Raw genomic sequence first — 16,714 nt, forward strand, 5'->3', positions numbered from 1 at the left:
GATGACCGAACAACGACGCTCTCCCTTCGCCCTGCAGCCGGGAACGGTCCCGCCTGTGCTCGTCGAACGGCAGTCCTTCATCAACGATTTTGCCTATGCGCTCGACAGCGGTCACGGCGCAATGGGGCGATCCACGCTCGTCACCGGTGAATCGGGTATGGGGAAGAGCACCATGCTCACGGTGTTCGAGGAAGTGGCGACGTCGCGCAGCTGGGCCACCGTGCATCTCCCGGGTGAAGACGGGCTTGCCGAGCGATTGGCCGAGGCGCAGATTCCTTCTCTGCTCGACGACGAGGTGCACGGAGTCCTCATCACGGTGGACGATATCGATCGGGCACCGTTGCGGGACCTGGAACAGGTGGCCGGTACGGTGGCGGACGCGATTCCCTACCTGGCACGGTCGGCGCGAGTCGATCTGGAACGGCTGAGCGACGACGGTGTGCGACTCTTCCTGTCGACGGCGCTCGCGGATAGCGGAAAGTCGATCACCGAGTCTGCCGTCCGCCGCGTCGTCGAAGCGGCGGACGGCAGCCCTCGTCGTCTTCTGGACATCGCCGACCTGGCGTGGAAGCACAGCGGGGATCGTGCTGAGATCTCTGAGGAAGACGTTCGTGCCACCCTGCCCGAGGGCGCTCGTCAGAGCTCCGGCAGCAGCGAGATCGGATTCTCGATGCAGTCGGCGACGAAGGTGAGGAACTCACTCGGCTCCTGACCGTCGCACGCCCGGTGGTCGAAGACGAACGACAGGTACATCACCTTGCGCACCGTCAGCTCGCCGTCAACGACCCACGGCCGGTCCTTGATCCGGCCGAGACCGAGCATCGCCACCTCGGGGAGGTTGATGATCGGGGCCGAACCGTCGACGTCGAACACCCCGTAGTTGTTCAGGGTGAACGTGCCGCCGGTCAGTTCGGACGGATCGAACCTCCCCGAGGCGGCCTTCCCGACGGTCTCGGACACTGAGTCGCGCAGCTGCCTCAGGCTCATCTCGCCGGCCCCGTGGACGACGGGGACCATGAGTCCGCGCGGAGTCTGCGCGGCCAGGCCGAGGTTGATGTCGCCGTGGGTGACGATCTCACCGGCAGCCGTGTCGATCGACGAGTTGATGATCGGGTACTTCTTCAGACCCGCCACGACGAAGCGGGCGACGAGCGAGAGCAGCGAATACTTCTCACCCGTGCGGGCCTCGAGCGCCTTCTTCGTCGCCAGCAGCTCGGTGGCGTCGACGTCGAGCCAGATCGTGGCCTCGGGGATCTCCTGCCGCGACTTCGTCAGGCGTTCGGACACGACCTTGCGCAGTCCCGTGATCGGGGTGCGGGTATCGCGGTCGCTCTGGTCGGAGCTCGCAGCAGACGAAGGTGCCTTCGCCGGTGACGTCCCCGCGGGGACGTGGGCAGCGGCACCTGCCCCGGACTCGATCACGGCCATGACATCAGCCCTGGTCACGACACCGCCGGGGCCCGTGCCGGGCAGGCTCTTGGCGCTGATGCCGTGATCCTTTGCGAGTTTGCGCACAAGGGGAGACGACACGGGGGAGACACGGTCGTTCGCAGTCGTCGATGAGTTGCTGGGGGAAGCCGGTGTTTCGGCCGGCGGCTGCGGAGGAGCATCCGGGATGACGGTCGGAACGGCGGGCGCTGCCGCGTGCTTGCCGCCGAATGAGCGCTTCTTCGCCGACCGGGTCTTCGGCTCCGAAGTGCCGTAGCCGATGAGGTTCGCGCCGCTCGAGCCGCCGTCCGCCGACTCAGCACCCGCGCCCGACTCAGTACCCGCGCCCGCCCCAGCGCTCGCCTCGGCGACGGAGAGCAGGGCCTGACCTGCGCTGACGGTGTCCCCCGTGTTCGCGTGAAGGCTGACGACCTGCCCGGCGTACGGGCAGGGGAGCTCGACGACGGACTTCGCGGACTCGACCTCGACGACCATCTGATCGACGTGGACCTCGTCCCCGATCTCGACCTTCCAGGAGATCAGCTCCGCCTCGGTGAGCCCCTCTCCGAGGTCGGGGAGGATGAACTCGCGCGTACCCGTATTGAGATCAGCACTCATCACAGCTCCCAATCCCAGGACTCGAGCGCATCGAGTACGCGTTCGACGGTCGGCAAGTAGAACTCCTCGAGCTTCGGCGACGGATAGGGCACATCGAATCCGGCGACCCGCAGGATCGGGGCCGACAGATGGGTGAAGTTGCGTTCGGTGAGGCGGGCGGCCACCTCGGCGCCGTAGCCGCCGAACTGCGCGGCCTCATGGATGATCGCCGCGCGCGAGGTCTTGCGCACCGATGCGGACACCGTCTCATCGTCGAACGGCGAGAGCGTGCGCAGGTCGATGACCTCGATGGACAGTCCGTGCTCGGCTCCGGCCTCGGCGGAATCGAGTGCCGTGCGCACGGTCGGACCGTAGGCGAGCAGGGTGGCGTCGGTGCCCTCGCGGATGACCTGCGCCCGATTCATCGGTGCCGTCGTCACGGGCAGGCTCAATGTTTCCTTCATCCAGTACCGCGACTTCGGTTCCATGAAGACGACCGGGTCGTCAGAGGCGATCGATTCGCGCAGCAACGAATACGCATCGGCCGGATTCGACGGCGTGACGACGGTCAGCCCCGGCGTCGACGTCCAATAGACTTCCGAGGAATCCGAGTGATGCTCGACGCCGCCGATGTCGCCGGCATAGGGGATCCGGATCGTGATCGGCAGGCTGACCCGGCCTTTCGTCCGGTTCCGCATCTTCGCCACATGGGACACGATCTGCTCGAACGCCGGGTAGGCGTAGGCGTCGAACTGCATCTCGACGACCGGGCGCATCCCGTTCATCGCCATGCCGATCGCGGTGCCGATGATGCCCGACTCCGCAAGCGGGGAATCCCAGACGCGGTTCGACCCGAATTCTGCCCGCAGACCTTCGGTGACCCGGAAGACCCCGCCGAGGCGGCCGACATCCTCACCGAAGATGAGCACAGTGTCGTCGTCGGCCAGGGAATCGCGCAGCGCCTGGTTGAGTGCCTTCGTCATCGTCACCGACGACGGGGCGGGCATTGTCGCCGGTTCGGTGCTCGCCGAGGCGGCCGTGGCTGTTTCGTCGTTCACCGCGGTCGGATCGGTTGTCGGGTCTGTGCCCGTTTCGACGCTCATGCGTGCCCTGCCGCGGCGAGTTCGGCTTCGAGGACCTGCCGCTGTTCGGCTAGAGCTGTGCGCGGGTTCGCGAAGACGTGGGCGAAGAGCTCACGCGGGTCGATCTCGGCCTCTTGGTTCATGGCCTCGCGGACGGACGCGGCCAGGGTCTCGGCCGCCTCGGCGACCTCGGCGACTTTCGCATCGTCGAGGGCGCCGGTCTGCCGCAGATACTTCTCGAGACGGTCGATGGGATCGAACTGCTTCCAGTGCTCGACCTCTTCGGAGTCGCGGTACTTCGTCGGATCGTCGGAGTTCGTGTGCGATTCCATCCGGTAGGTGAGGCACTCGATGAGGGTCGGACCGTCTCCGTTCCGACCGCGCGCCAGCGCCGCGGAGACGGCGGCGAACACGGCGGCGACGTCATTGCCGTCGACGCGCAGGCCGGGCATTCCGTAGCCGGCGGCCCGGTCGGCGAGCATCGTCGCGTTCGTCTGCTCCCGCAGGGGAGTGGAGATCGCGTACTGGTTGTTCTGCAGGACGAACACCGTCGGGGTCTGCCACACGGAGGCGAAGTTGAAGGCCTCGTGGGTATCGCCTTCACTGCTGGCGCCGTCGCCGAGGAAGGTCAGAGTCGCGGCGTCCTCGCCCTTGAGCTTCGCGGCCATCGCGAATCCCGTGGCGTGCAGAGTCTGCGTCGCCAGCGGTGTCGCCGCAGGTGAGGCGTGATATTCGTGCGGATCGAAACCGCAGTGCCAGTCCCCGCGGAAGGCGGCGAGGATCTCGGCGACGGGCACTCCGCGTGTCAGCAGCGCTGCCGAGTCGCGGTAGGTGGGGAACAGCCAATCGTTCGGGGCCAGCGCGGTGGTGGCCCCCACCTCGGCGGCTTCCTGACCTGCCGCAGAGGGGTAGGTCGCGAGTCGACCCTGCCGGGTCAGGTGCGTGACCTGCGCTTCGAACCGGCGGACGAGGACCATCTGCCGGTAGAGACCGGTGAGGGTGACATCGCTGGGGATCCGCAGCCCTTCGGTCGGAGTGTCGGTGAGCCGGCCATCTGCGCCGATGAAGCTGATCGGCTGCAGCTGGGGCAGTGAGCGGCCTGTGGTGGGAACGTCAATGGTCATGACCCCATGGTGGCGTGAGCGGGGTCACGATTCCACGGCTTCAGGGCAGGTGCGGACGGGCGGCCAAACGTGTCGCGAACTCGGGACGAAGGGGCCGGTTCCGGCTGGCCGAGTGGACGTTTGGCTGGATGGTCAGATCTCGCCCCAGCGATATCCGCGAGAGGTGAAGGCCTCCGCGATCGCAGCCTTCTTGCCCTCGATGTCTCCTTTGAAGGCCTGATGCCCGCCTTCGGTGACGACGACGAGCTTGCCGTCGGCGAAGTACGCGGTCGAGAACGAGGCGCGGGAGATGCGCAGCGGGTGGTCGTCGTCTCGGCCGATGGTGATTCCGTGTTCGTCGACGATCAGGGGAGTCGTCGAGGCGGCGATGAAGAAGGCGGCGATGAGTCCGAGTGCTCCGCCGATGATCGGTCGGGCGATGACGACCCACGCCTGGTCGAAGCGGCTGAGCTTCTCGATGACGTCCCCGAAAGGAATGGGAAATGTTGCGGCAAGCGATCCGAGGGCCGGAAGGAAGAAGCAGAGAGCCACGCCGATGCCGATGCAGACGAGGCCGATGACGACGACGTCGGTCCGACTGAGCGCGAAGGTCTCAGCGGCGTGGGGCTGCTGGGTGGAGGAGTCGTTCTTCTGTTGGGGCTGATCCATCATGTGCTCAATCCTCGAAGGCGTTTTCGGTACTCCATGATACCAAGGTGGAACACATGTGTTCCACAAGTAGACTGCTCTGTATCGTTCGCAGAGTCAGGGAGGGGTTGTGCCGGTGCAGGGAATGCGTCGATTGGGCCGAGAGGCACTGGTCAGCGAGGCACTGACCCACCTGGCCGCGAACCCGCAAGCGTCGATGATCGAGCTCTCACAGTCGATCGGCGTCGGTCGCACCACTCTTTACCGACATTTCGGTGATCGGGAGGCTCTCGTCGGCGCGGCGGCGAGGCTCGGCGCCCGGCGATTCGGTGAGGCGGTCATGAAGGCCCGTCCCGGCGAAGGGGCCGGGCTGACTGCGCTCGAACGGATCTGTGCGGAGCTGTTCACTCTGCCCGATGTGCTCACCCTGCTCTTCGCCGACAACCCGATCATCACCGATGAGACCTTCGCCGAGGCGGCCGCCGAGTCCAGCACGAGCGCTGAATCTGCGGGCGATGAAGATGATCCCCTCGAAGCCGTCATCGCGAGAGGGCAGGCGGACGGGTCCATCGATGAAGGAGTGCCGATCGGATGGGCGGCAGCGTTCGTCTACCTCACCATCGGCTCCGGACACCTCTACAGCGTGAGCGTCGGCGTCGACGATCCGACCGCGCGCGCCCAGTCTCTCGAGCTGACCATCAGGGCGGTGCGGAAGACCCTCGCCTCGTCAGGGGCTGAGCGCTGACCAGGGCGTGAACGCCGACCGGGTCCGCGGCGCTGCCTGCGGTACCGCCGACTCCCGAAGTGTGATCTCGGTAAAGCTGCGGAGCCATGCCGGGGCAGTTGCATGGCGGACGAGGTCTGACTTGTTACCGTTATTGCTTCAGTTCATCCTCGGCAGGAGCAGTGCGTGTCTACTTTCTTCGACGGTCCCGAATTCCACGGTATGGCAGCGGGCGGCAAAATCAGCCACAACCCCGGCATGGGCGATCGGATGATGCGGGAACTGGCGCCGTTCCTCAAGGCCGAAGGCGTCGACATCGACGATCCGAATGCGGACTTCACCGAAGCCGAGTTCCACGCAGCCATGGAAAAAGCACAGGGGGAATACAACCGCCGTCTGTTCACCCCGGTCGGTGCCCACCGCGGACTGGCACTGGGGACGCTGAGGTCCTTCTCCCTTGCCTTCGCCGACAGCGACATCAAGCGCGCGGAGGCTGTTGTGGCCTCTCTGCCCTCCGATCCCGAAGACTTCAACCCGAGCGTCGCCCAGGTGACCGGGGCGGCGATGGGGCTGGTCGACGAATGGTTCACCGATGACACCCACGGACCGAAGCTCGGCGGAGTGTTGGCGCCGAAGTGGCCGGCGAAGAAGTCCCGCGCCGTGGCCCGCGACATCCTGGCCCTGGCACAAAAGGGACGCGTCGTCGACAGTCTCGACCGCCTCATCACCAGCAACAGCGGACGTCCCGTCCTCGAAGGGTCCATGCTCGCCGCGGCCGCGGCGGTCGTACGACTGGCCAAGCGGGACAATGTCTCAGCGGAAGAGGTCGTCGACGATCTCATGCCTCTCGACGGCTATCCCGAGCCGGTCGCCGGCGCTTACAGCCCCGCCGACCGCGTGACCCACGAAGTCCAGGAAGCCCAGGACGGCCCTGCCGCAGAACAGGACCTGCCGGAGTGGCTAGGCGGATCGAGCGCCGAGGCGACTGCGCAGGCGAATCCCAACGCTGACCGGCGGGGCGTCGATGAACGAATGGACGAGGTCGAGAAGACCGTTTACGAGATGCCGCTCTACCAGCGCTTCCGCGACTGGCTGGCCGAGACCTACGATGATGTCGACGAGGACTCGGAGGTCTTCGACATCGCCCACCTCCTGTTCTGCATCGCCGTGTCCTCCCGCGCAGATATCGACGAACCGGAGGGAATCGACGACCTCCTCGACGTCCTTGAAAGCTTCGCCGTCGACGGACAGGAGGAAGCCGAGAAGACCGATGGCGAATCGCCTTCGACAGTGATCTTCCTCGACAGCCTCGAAGCTCTCGACAACTATCTCCGCTTCCGCATGGACACAGACGATGCTCCCGAACGCTGGAACTCCGCCAGGGCCCGAGCCGAGGCCGCGAGCATGCGCACAGACCCGCTGCCCTCGGCCCTGATGGCCGCAGTCGAAGCCAACGCTCTGAGCGAGGAGCAGCTCGCGCAGCCGTTGTCGGACAACCGTCTCGTTTCAGGTGTGGCCGGCATCCTCGAATGGATCGGAGACTCCCGTCAGGTGACCGGAACGGGGCGGGTGAAGCGCGCTGATATCGCGAAGGCGGCCGGACAGTTCGGCATCGACGCCGTCGGCGTGGCCTCGAACGCCCGGTACGAAGACGGCGTGAACTATGCGCGCAGCGCCGATGAGGTGCCCGTCCTCGAAGCGATGTGGGCCGTGATGCAGAGTGCGGAGATCATCGAGATCACCGGGACGAAGGTCCGGCCCGCCGGTGCTGCCGACCAGTGGCGCTCAGGCGAGGTCAGCGCGGATGCGGCGCTGCCCGTCATCGGCGCGTTCATCTACGAGCGCCTGTTCGACGTGATCAACCTCGTTCCCGGAAACGACTACGGCGCCCCGGCGATCACGATCGCTCAGCGCCTCATCGAGATCATCACTCCCGACGCCGCGCCCGAACGCCCCGAACTCGACATCGACGAGGTGCGCGCTGATCGGATCTCCATATTGCTGGCAGACGAGCTGCAGGAGCTCATCGAGCTCGGGCTCCTCACGAAGACCGATGGCGCGATTTCCGTGGAGCCGATGTACCGGCGCATCGTCGCCAGTGCCGCGCTCATGCTGCTCGCCGGGCCGAGGGAATAGAACGAGGCAAACGCCCCGATTCCGCTGCGACGGCACCTGCGCCGATTCCGTGCAACTGCGGAAAAGTCGGCACCAGACTGTTGTGCACTCCCGATTCCCGGGTTAGGCTAGCCTATGAGAATTACGCAACGCTGGTCTTTCCTAAGGTAGTTGACACGCTGGCTTGAAGTGGTGGATCGGACGTCGGCGGTTCTCTCTGTTTCACGTCATGAAGCCCTCGGCGCAAATTCCGGCGCCGGGGGCTTCGCGCGCTCAGAAGTGAGTGCCCTGTCGGGCGGGAAAATCGCGGCCCTCACCCTGCGCCGGCCCTCACCCCGCGCCGGGGCGATGCCCCTCGGCTTCGTCGAGGATGAGCAGCGAACGGGAGGACACGACGCCCGGAACCTCGTGGATCCGGCGCAGGATCACCTGTGACAGGGCTGTGTTGTCCGGGGCGTTCACGGTGACCAGGGCGTCGATGTCTCCGCTGACGGCTTGGACCTTCTCGACGAAGGGCAGAGCGGCCAAGTCCTCCCGGACCTGTGGCCAGGGGCGGTCGCCGATCTTGACGACGACGACCGCGGTGACTGTCATGCCGAGAGCCTCGCGGTCCACCTCGGCGGTGAATTTCCTGATCGCACCCGATTCGATGAGAGTGGTGAAGCGCTTATGCGCGGCGGAGCGGGAGATGTGGACGCGTTCGGCCAGCTGGCGCACGCTCAGGCGCGAGTCCTCGACGAGGGCGGCGATGATGCTGCGGTCGATGTCGTCGAGGTCGAATGCCACGGGGCGCTCCTTCACCGTTGATGTCTGCGTCTTGCCTGCGACCTCTGCGTCCAGCCTGCCCGGATGCACTCGCACGGAGGCCGGCGATGGCCACCGGGAGGAATGGTCGGTCTGCGTCCCATTCTAGGGCCCCGCCTAGGCGGGTGGCGGCCGCGCGTCGAGGTCCTGTCGTCGATGATGGGGGAACCGCCTCGGCGAGGGAAGCCGGCGTTGTCGAGGTGTCCGACGCGCTGGACAAATTCTGTCGATCGTTCGTACAGTAACGGAGATATCTGTGGTGCCTACCACGTACCATGGGTGATGGACATGGCCGGTTCTTACCTGGACCCGGCCAACGGACGGAAATCAGCCACCTGTAGATTATGAGACGAAAGTCTCACGCAGCTGGAACTGCTTCACGAACCTAAGGAGTCATCCTTGAAGATCGCGGTGTTGGTCAAAGAGGTCCCGGATACCTACGGCGACCGCAAGTTGAACTTGGAAACCGGGCTTGCCGATCGCGGCGCCTCGGAAGCCGTCCTCGATGAGATCGGTGAGCGTGCCCTCGAGGTCGCACTGACGCCGAAGGACTCCGACGGCGACACCGAGGTGACCGTCATCTCGATGGCGCCCGATACCGCGACCGCCACGATCCGCAAGGGTCTGGCCATGGGCGCCGACAACGCCGTGCACGTGGCCGATGAGTCGCTGGGCGGTGCCGATCTCGGGCTGACCGCCGAGGTGCTCGCCGCTGCTCTGCGCCGCGGTGAGTACGACCTCGTCGTCACCGGCAACGTCTCCACCGACGGCAACGGCGGCATGATGCCGGCGATGCTCGCCGAGCACCTCGACTACCCGCACGTGACCGGCCTGACGACCGTCGAACTGGAAGGCGGCAAGGTCTCCGGCAGCCGTGCCATCGAAGGCGGCAAGCAGCAGGTCTCGGCCGAGCTGCCCGCTGTCATCTCCATCACCGAGGCGCTTCCCGAGGCCCGATTCCCGAACTTCAAGGGCATCATGGCAGCGAAGAAGAAGCCCTTCGAGGTCATCAGCCTGGCCGATCTCGACATCGATGCCGAGGACCAGGCGACCGCCCGTTCGATCATGGTCACCGTCGCCGAGAAGCCGCCGCGCGAAGCCGGCGAGAAGGTCGCCGACGAAGGCAATGGCGGAGTCGAACTCGCCGAATACCTCACCAAGAACCGTCTGGCCTAAGGAGAATCGCACATGTCAGAATTCCCGCAGGATTCCATTCTCGTCGTCCTCACCGCCGATGCCGAAGGCCAGCTGGAGAAGCCGGCCGCCGAGCTGCTCGGCGGTGCCGCTGAGATCGGCTCGCCCGTTGCCCTCGTGCTCGCCGCCGGCAGTGCCGATGCCGCTGCCGAGAAGGCCGCCGAACTCGGTGCCGTGGCGACCCTGACTGCCGCGACCGTCGAGGGCAACCTCGGCACCGCGGCCGTCGATGCCGTGGCCGCGGCTGCGGAGCTCACCGCGCCCGACGCGGTACTCGTGCCCAATACCCTCGACGGTCGGGACATCGCCGGCCGCTATGCCGTGCGCAGCGGGTCGGCCGTGTCCGTCGACGCCATCGGACTCGAACGCGACTCCGAGGGCATCGTGGCCGACCACTCCGTCTACGGCGGTGGCTACACTGCCTCGTCGGCCCCGACCTTCGGTGCGCCCATCGTGACCGTGCGTCTGGGCTCGATCGAGGCCCGTGCCGAGGCGCAGTCCGCGAACACGCAGGCCCTCGAGGTTGCCGATTCCGGTAAGCGCTCGGCTGCGATCGATTCGTTCGAAGCTGTTGTCGAAACCTCCTCGCGTCCCGAGCTGCGCGGTGCGCAGAAGGTCGTCTCCGGTGGTCGCGGCGTCGGTTCGGAGGAGTCCTTCGAGCTCGTCGGCGAGTTCGCCGATACCCTCGGTGCTGCCGTCGGTGCCTCCCGCGCGGCCGTTGACGCCGGTTACATCGCCCAGTCCCACCAGGTCGGCCAGACCGGTGTGTCGGTGTCCCCGCAGCTCTATGTGGCTCTCGGCATCTCCGGTGCGATTCAGCACAAGGCCGGTATGCAGACCTCGAAGACCATCGTCGCGGTCAACAAGGACGCCGAAGCCCCGATCTTCGACATCGCCGACTTCGGCGTCGTCGGCGACCTGTTCAAGGTCGTTCCCCAGGCCATCGAATCACTGAACGAGAACAAGTCCTGATATGGCCACCTATTCCAGTTCGCTGCGCTCGGGTCTGCCCCGGGTCGAAGGCGGAGACCCCTGGCCCCCGGAGGGCACCATCGGCGAACCCTTGGAAGAGGGTGCGTCGTGGCTGCCGGAGACTGCCGAGACGGAGGAACTGGATGAAGGTTCCTCCGCCGAGGCGGTCGAGTCCGATGTGACCGAGACCGAGGAATCGACGGGGACCGTGGCTTCCGCTGAAGCCGAAGAGCCCGTTGAGGATTTGGTCGAGGAGCCCGTTGAGGCAGTTACTGCGGCCGAAGTTCCGCTGCGCCGCGGACTGCCGCGCGTCGAAGGTGGAGACCCCTGGCCCCCGGAAGGTCTCGCTCCTGCTGGGGTGAAGGCCACCGGTGCGTCTGCCGTGCCCGCCGCGTCGGCCGAAGCGCCTGCTCCCGCAGAGCCTGCGGTCGAAGACGACGTTCCTGTCGAGGATTCGACAGAGGAATCGGTGTCCGTCGAGTCGGACGAACAGTCCTCAGCCGCACCTGCCGCCGCTGCCGCGGCTGGTGCCGAATCGGCTCCTGCCGCCGAGGTTCCGCTGCGCCGTGGTCTGCCGCGTGTCGCCGGTGGAGATCCTTGGCCGCCGGAAGGCTTCGCGCCCGCCGGAGTCAAGGCCGCCGGCGGTTCGGCTGCCGGCGCTGCTGCTCCGGCAGCGGCCGCGTCCGCTCCTGCCGAGAGCACCGCGCAGGAATCCGCTGCTCAGACCGATTCCGCCGAAGCCGCTCCGGCTGACACTTCGGCCGATTCCACCTCGGAGTCCTCGTCCGCTGCTCCTGCAGCAGCCGCCGCGGTCGGCGCCGGTGCTGCCGGTGACGGTGTGGCCGCAGCTGCTGCAGGCGGCTCGGGCTCTGGAGAACTCTCCGATGTTCCGCTGCGCCGCGGTCTCCCCCGCACTGCCGGGGGAGACCCCTGGCCGCCGGAAGGGTTCGCACCCGCACACGCTGCCAAACCTGCCGCAGGCTCGGTTGCCGCTTCGGCTCCGACCGAGGAGAAGGCCGCTGTGACCACGTCGACCGATGCCGCATCTGCCGAGGCCGGCAAGCCTGCCGAGGATGCACAGTCGACGACTGAGGCGAAGCAGGATGCAACGCCGGCTGCCGCCGACGGATCCGGTGAGAAGAAGCCCCAGGGTCGACGCACCGGAATCGGTGGTGTCGGTGCCGGTGCGGCAGCCGCAGGTGCGGGAGCCGCCGCCGGTGCAGGTGCTGTGGCAGCGGGAGCCGCCTCGGCGTCGGACACGTCCTCCGACGGAGCCGAGAAGAAGCCCGCTCAGCGCAAGCCGATGGCCAAGCCCGCGGCGAAGACCACGGACAAGCCTGCCCAGCGCAAACCGATGGCCAAGCCCGCCGCGAAGGCGGACGACAAGGCTGCGGCACGCACTGCGGACAAGCCGGCTGCGAAGACGGCACCGGCTGCGAAGGCCACATCGTCGGGGTCGGGCAGCACCACCGCGGCGAAGCCTGCAGTGAAGAAGGAACCGGTCATGATCGGTTCGAAGTCGCTGGGACAGTGGTCGAAGCTCGTCGGGCTGGGACTCGGCGGACTCATCGTCGCGGCCGGGATCCTCATCCTCGCCGCCCGTGGGGTGACGACCCTGCCGGGTGTGCCGGAGTTCCTCGAGCGCTACCCGGGCGAGTATCACATTCCGGACTTCGTCGATCCCGGGTTCCCGGGCTGGGTGCGGTGGACGCACTTCCTCAACCTCTTCTTCATGGTGCTCATCATCCGGTCGGGTCTGCAGGTGCGTCACCAGCAGAAGCCGCCGGCGTTCTACACCCCGAAGAAGGGTGGGAAGAAGGTCAGCATCAACCTCTGGCTGCACACGGGCCTCGACCTGCTGTGGCTGGCCAATGGCGTCGTCTTCGTCGTGCTGCTGTTCGTGTCCGGGCATTGGGCGCGGATCGTGCCGACCAGTTGGGAAGTGTTCCCGAACGCGGTCTCGGCGATGCTGCAGTACGCGACGATGGAATGGCCGATGGAAGAGGCGTGGGTCAACTACAACGCGCTTCAGCAGCTGATGTACTTCATCGTCGTGTTCATCGCGGCTCCATTGGCGGCGATCACGGGTGTGCGGATGAGCGAGTGGTGGCCGAAGGATGCTGCGAGGCTGAATAAGTTCTACCCGGCGCCGTTGGCTCGGGCGATCCATTTCCCGACGATGCTGTTCTTCGTGTTCTTCATCCTCGTCCACGTGTTCCTCGTGTTCACGACCGGACTGCGGCAGAATCTCGGGTACATGTTCGCGGGTACGAATGTGCTCGGTTGGGCCGGGCTCATCTGGTTCCTCGTCGCGATGGTCGTGGTCGTGGCCGGGTGGTTCGCGGCCAGGCCGTTGCTGCTGGCTCCGATCGCGAATCTCTTCGGACGCGTCTCGAGCAGGTAGGACAGACACTCATCACTCGGCCGGTCAGGCCGAGATGGACGGCGATCAGGCCCTGTCGGATATTGAATCCGGCAGGGCCTGATCGCTGTCCTTTCGCATTCCCGACAGAAATCTCTTGACCGGGGATTGCGATGACCTTAGTGTTGAATGCAACCTGGTTGCAATAAATGCAACTTTGGGAATCTCAGCCGCCCACCACATCGGAGAAGACAATGAAGTCGGACCTGGCTCCAGAGGACAATGACGCAGCGAAGACGAGGCCGTCATCGTCCGAGCACCCCACACTCGAACAGAAGCGGACGCTGCGACGTGTCGTCTCGGCCAGCTTCGTCGGCAACTTCGTCGAATGGTTCGACTACGGGGTATACGGCTATTTCGCCACCACGATCTCGCTCGTCTTCTTTCCCAGGTCCGAAGGCAATCTCGCTCTCCTGTCGACCTTCGCGGTCTTTGCCGTGTCCTTCGTCGTTCGTCCCATCGGCGGCTTCATCTGGGGGCACATCGGGGACAAGATCGGACGTCGCTCCGCACTGTCCGTGTCGATCCTCATCATGTCGGTCTCGACCTTTGCGATCGGTCTGCTGCCGAGCTTCGCGGTCGCCGGCTTCCTCGCTCCGGTGCTGCTGCTCGTCGTCCGCCTCGTCCAAGGATTCTCTGCGGCAGGCGAATATGCGGGCGCCTCGGCGTTCCTCGTCGAATACGCACCACCGCGGCGACGCGGACTGTACGCGGCAGTGGTTCCCGCCAGCACGGCGACCGGCCTGCTGCTGGGCTCCGTGCTGGCCGCGGTGCTGTCCTCTGCCCTCACCGACGTTCAGCTGGAGACCTGGGGTTGGAGGCTCCCGTTCTTCCTCGCCGCGCCCATGGGGCTCATCGGACGTTACATCCGCACCCGGCTCGAGGACACCCCGGCCTTCCGTGAGCTCGCGCAGCAGGATGAGGTCATCAAGGCCCCGGTGTTCGCGATGTTCCGTGATCACTGGCGGCCGCTGCTCATCGCGATGTGCGCGGTCCTGCTCAATGCTGTCGGCTTCTACGTCGTCCTCACCTACATGCCCACGTATCTCACCACGGAACTCGGCTACGGGGCGACGGAATCATTCATCGCCACGACCATTGCTCTTGTGACCTACATCGGCTTCATCCTGCTCACCGGTCTGGCCTCCGACCGGTTCGGGCGCAAACGGATGCTCACCATCGCCTCCATCTGCTTCATCGTCCTCACGGTGCCTGCCTTCATGCTCCTCGATACCGGAAGCTTCGCTGTCGTCGTCCTCATTGAGATCGCCCTCGGGGCCATGCTCACGCTCAACGACGGTACCCTGCCGAGCTTCCTCGCAGAGATGTTCCCGACCCGGATCCGCTATACCGGATTTGCCGTGAGCTTCAACGTCTCCAACGCGCTGTTCGGCGGTACGGCGCCGTTCATGGCCACTCTGCTCATCGGGGTGACTAACTCGAACCTGGCTCCCGGCTGGTACCTCATGGCCGCCGCGGCCGTCTGCTTGGGCGCCGTCATCTGTGCCAAGGAGACCTTCCACAAACCCCTGCGCGAAGTCTGACGAGCGCAGCCGCCACTCTCGCAGCTCGCCGGACGCGCAGCTGTCAATCACACGCGGCTGTGCCCGACGCGCAGCCGTGCCGAACGAATAGGAGAAAACGATGACCACCTTCGCCGACAACGCATCCGTCGCCGACCTGGAGCGAATCAAGGTCCTGCACAACGGGTCGAAGACACCACTGACATTCTCCGACGCGGAGATGGAGCGCAGGCTGACCGGACTGCGTTCGATCATGGCCGAGAAGGAGCTCGACGCCGTGATCCTCACCTCGTACCACAACATCAAGTACTATTCTGACTTCCTCTTCACCTACTTCGGTAGGTCCTATGCCATGGTCGTCACGCCCGACGACACGGTCACCATCACTGCGAACATCGACGCCGGCATGCCCTGGCGGACCAGCTACGGCGAAAACATCGTCTACACCGATTGGCGTCGGGACAACTACTGCTTCGCAATCCAGGAGGGATTGCGTCAACGCGGAATCGGCAATCCCCGCCGCCTTGGCGTCGAGGACGACAATCTGCCGCTGGAGAGCCGCAACCGGATCCAGGGTGCATTCCCGGACGCAACGCTCGTCGACGTCTCCCACAAGGCCATGCGCCAGCGGATGATCAAGTCTGCCGAGGAGATCGAGGTGATCAAGCACAGCGCTAGAATCGGCGACCTCGGCGGCGAGGCGATCAGAGAGGCGATCACCGAAGGGATCAGCGAATACGAGGTCGCTCTCATCGGCACCGAGGCGATGGTCCACGAGATCGCGAAGACCTTCCCTGACCAGGAGGTTCGAGACACGTGGGTGTGGTTCCAGTCGGGGATCAACACCGACGGCGCCCACAACTGGGCGACCACACGCAAGGTCCGCAAGGGTGACATCCTCAGCCTCAACTGCTTCCCGATGCCGACCGGCTACTACACGGCACTGGAGCGCACACTCTTCTACGGTCAGCCCGATGAGCGTTCGCTCTCGCTGTGGAATGTCAACGTCGAGGTGCATAAGCGCGGCATCGAAATCATCAAGCCGGGCGCCGTGTGCAAGGACATCGCGGCCGAGCTCAACGAGATCTATCTCGAGCACGGGCTCTTCGCCAACCGCACTTTCGGCTACGGGCATTCCTTCGGCGTGCTCAGCCACTACTACGGGCGCGAGGCCGGGCTCGAACTGCGCGAGGACATCGACACCGTCATCGAACCGGGCATGGTCATCTCCATGGAACCGATGATCACCATTCCCGAGGGGCAGCCGGGCGCCGGCGGATACCGCGAACACGACATCGTCGTCGTCGGGGAGGACGAATCCGAGGACATCACGAAGTTCCCCTTCGGCCCCGAACACAACATCATTCCGGCCTGAGGCTGCGCCGCCGAATATACTCACACCATGTCCCGACAATCGCCTGACAACCCACGCCGCGGTGCCTCGGTCATCGAAAACACCGTCGCCATCCTGCGCTGTTTCGCGCCGGACCGACAAGAGCTCGGTGTCACCGAGATCGCACCGCGCGTGGGGTTGCACAAAAGCTCTGTGTCGCGCATTCTCGCCTCACTCGAGCAGGAGGGGATCGTCGAACAGGCCCCGTCCAAACGGTATCGACTGGGGCTGGGGATCATTGCGATCGCGGGACCGCTGCTGGCCGACCTCGATGTACGCCGAGCAGCGTATCCGATTCTGCAGGCACTCACGCGGGCCACGTCTGAGACGAGTGCGCTGATGGTATGGGACGGCGCCGAGGCGGTCACCGTTGAACAGGTGCCCAGTCCAGAGCCGGTCAAGCACACGTCCAGCCTGGGGTCACGGTATCGGACAGAAGGCAGTGCCTCGGTGAAGGTATTCCGCGACGCCGGCGACGGCCCGGATCGCGCCACCGGCACCCCTTATGCCCTCAACGATGCCGAGACCTCGCCGAACGAGGTCGGCATCGCCGCGCCCGTGTACGACCATCGCGGCGAGGTGGTCGCGGCCGTCCTCATCGCCGCACCGAAGTTCCGTACCGATGCCACCCGCATCGCCCAGCTCGGCAATCAGTGTGTGCAGGCGGCGGAGCGGGTCTCGTTGCGGCTTGGTGGCTCAGAGCGGTAAC

At 65.7% G+C, this 16,714-nt stretch carries 14 protein-coding genes; 9 read left to right on the plus strand and 5 right to left on the minus strand.

The window, feature by feature from the left end; genetic code table 11:
• The first annotated feature begins 1 nt into the window (after position 1).
• On the plus strand, positions 2–712 hold the full coding sequence (locus QYM46_RS00455) for a hypothetical protein (protein WP_432790274.1): 711 nt from the start codon (positions 2–4) through the stop codon (positions 710–712).
• Here QYM46_RS00455 and QYM46_RS00460 read toward each other — a convergent pair.
• From QYM46_RS00460 to QYM46_RS00475, 4 genes are all read right to left on the minus strand, one after another.
• Entirely contained in the window at positions 637–2,046 is a 1,410-nt protein-coding gene (locus QYM46_RS00460; RefSeq protein WP_432790275.1) for a dihydrolipoamide acetyltransferase family protein, read from the minus strand. The genes QYM46_RS00455 and QYM46_RS00460 overlap by 76 nt on opposite strands.
• On the minus strand, positions 2,046–3,128 hold the full coding sequence (locus QYM46_RS00465; protein WP_432790276.1) for an alpha-ketoacid dehydrogenase subunit beta: 1,083 nt from the start codon (positions 3,126–3,128) through the stop codon (positions 2,046–2,048). Before QYM46_RS00465 ends, QYM46_RS00460 begins: the two co-directional genes overlap by 1 nt.
• The gene (pdhA, locus tag QYM46_RS00470) at positions 3,125–4,231 is read right to left on the minus strand and encodes a pyruvate dehydrogenase (acetyl-transferring) E1 component subunit alpha (RefSeq protein WP_432790277.1); all 1,107 of its coding nucleotides are present in this window, start codon (positions 4,229–4,231) and stop codon (positions 3,125–3,127) included. The genes QYM46_RS00465 and pdhA overlap by 4 nt, the downstream gene beginning before the upstream one ends.
• A 132-nt stretch (positions 4,232–4,363) precedes the next feature.
• Positions 4,364–4,882 (minus strand): YqeB family protein, encoded by a 519-nt coding sequence (locus tag QYM46_RS00475; RefSeq protein ID WP_432790278.1) that lies wholly within the window; start codon positions 4,880–4,882, stop codon positions 4,364–4,366.
• 106 nt (positions 4,883–4,988) lie between these two features.
• On the opposite strand from QYM46_RS00475, the gene QYM46_RS00480 reads away from it, so the two are divergent.
• Positions 4,989–5,603: a TetR/AcrR family transcriptional regulator gene (locus tag QYM46_RS00480; RefSeq protein WP_432790279.1), complete on the plus strand. Its 615-nt coding sequence runs from the start codon at positions 4,989–4,991 to the stop codon at positions 5,601–5,603.
• 165 nt (positions 5,604–5,768) lie between these two features.
• Complete coding sequence (locus QYM46_RS00485; protein ID WP_432790280.1) at positions 5,769–7,718, plus strand: hypothetical protein; 1,950 nt, start codon at positions 5,769–5,771, stop codon at positions 7,716–7,718.
• Between the two features lie 309 nt (positions 7,719–8,027).
• Here QYM46_RS00485 and QYM46_RS00490 read toward each other — a convergent pair whose 3' ends face one another.
• Entirely contained in the window at positions 8,028–8,483 is a 456-nt protein-coding gene (locus QYM46_RS00490) for an Lrp/AsnC family transcriptional regulator (protein WP_432790281.1), read from the minus strand.
• A gap of 417 nt (positions 8,484–8,900) precedes the next feature.
• On the opposite strand from QYM46_RS00490, the gene QYM46_RS00495 reads away from it, so the two are divergent.
• The 6 genes from QYM46_RS00495 (at position 8,901) to QYM46_RS00520 (ending at position 16,713) form a co-directional block, all read left to right on the plus strand.
• The gene (locus QYM46_RS00495) at positions 8,901–9,677 is read left to right on the plus strand and encodes an electron transfer flavoprotein subunit beta/FixA family protein (protein ID WP_432790282.1); all 777 of its coding nucleotides are present in this window, start codon (positions 8,901–8,903) and stop codon (positions 9,675–9,677) included.
• Positions 9,678–9,689: 12 nt separating this feature from the next.
• The gene (locus QYM46_RS00500) at positions 9,690–10,667 is read left to right on the plus strand and encodes an electron transfer flavoprotein subunit alpha/FixB family protein (protein WP_432790283.1); all 978 of its coding nucleotides are present in this window, start codon (positions 9,690–9,692) and stop codon (positions 10,665–10,667) included.
• Between the two features lies 1 nt (position 10,668).
• Positions 10,669–13,071: a cytochrome b/b6 domain-containing protein gene (locus QYM46_RS00505; protein ID WP_432790284.1), complete on the plus strand. Its 2,403-nt coding sequence runs from the start codon at positions 10,669–10,671 to the stop codon at positions 13,069–13,071.
• Positions 13,072–13,283: 212 nt separating this feature from the next.
• The gene (locus QYM46_RS00510) at positions 13,284–14,633 is read left to right on the plus strand and encodes an MFS transporter (RefSeq protein ID WP_169250878.1); all 1,350 of its coding nucleotides are present in this window, start codon (positions 13,284–13,286) and stop codon (positions 14,631–14,633) included.
• A 100-nt stretch (positions 14,634–14,733) separates the two neighbouring features.
• Positions 14,734–15,987 (plus strand): aminopeptidase P family protein, encoded by a 1,254-nt coding sequence (locus tag QYM46_RS00515; RefSeq protein ID WP_432790285.1) that lies wholly within the window; start codon positions 14,734–14,736, stop codon positions 15,985–15,987.
• A 27-nt stretch (positions 15,988–16,014) separates the two neighbouring features.
• Positions 16,015–16,713 carry an IclR family transcriptional regulator gene (locus QYM46_RS00520; RefSeq protein ID WP_169250880.1) on the plus strand — a complete coding sequence of 233 codons (699 nt, stop codon included), beginning with the start codon at positions 16,015–16,017 and terminating at the stop codon, positions 16,711–16,713.
• The last annotated feature ends 1 nt before the right edge of the window (position 16,714 follow it).

Source organism: Brevibacterium sp. K11IcPPYGO002, from assembly GCF_050920635.1.
Taxonomy (GTDB): domain Bacteria; phylum Actinomycetota; class Actinomycetes; order Actinomycetales; family Brevibacteriaceae; genus Brevibacterium.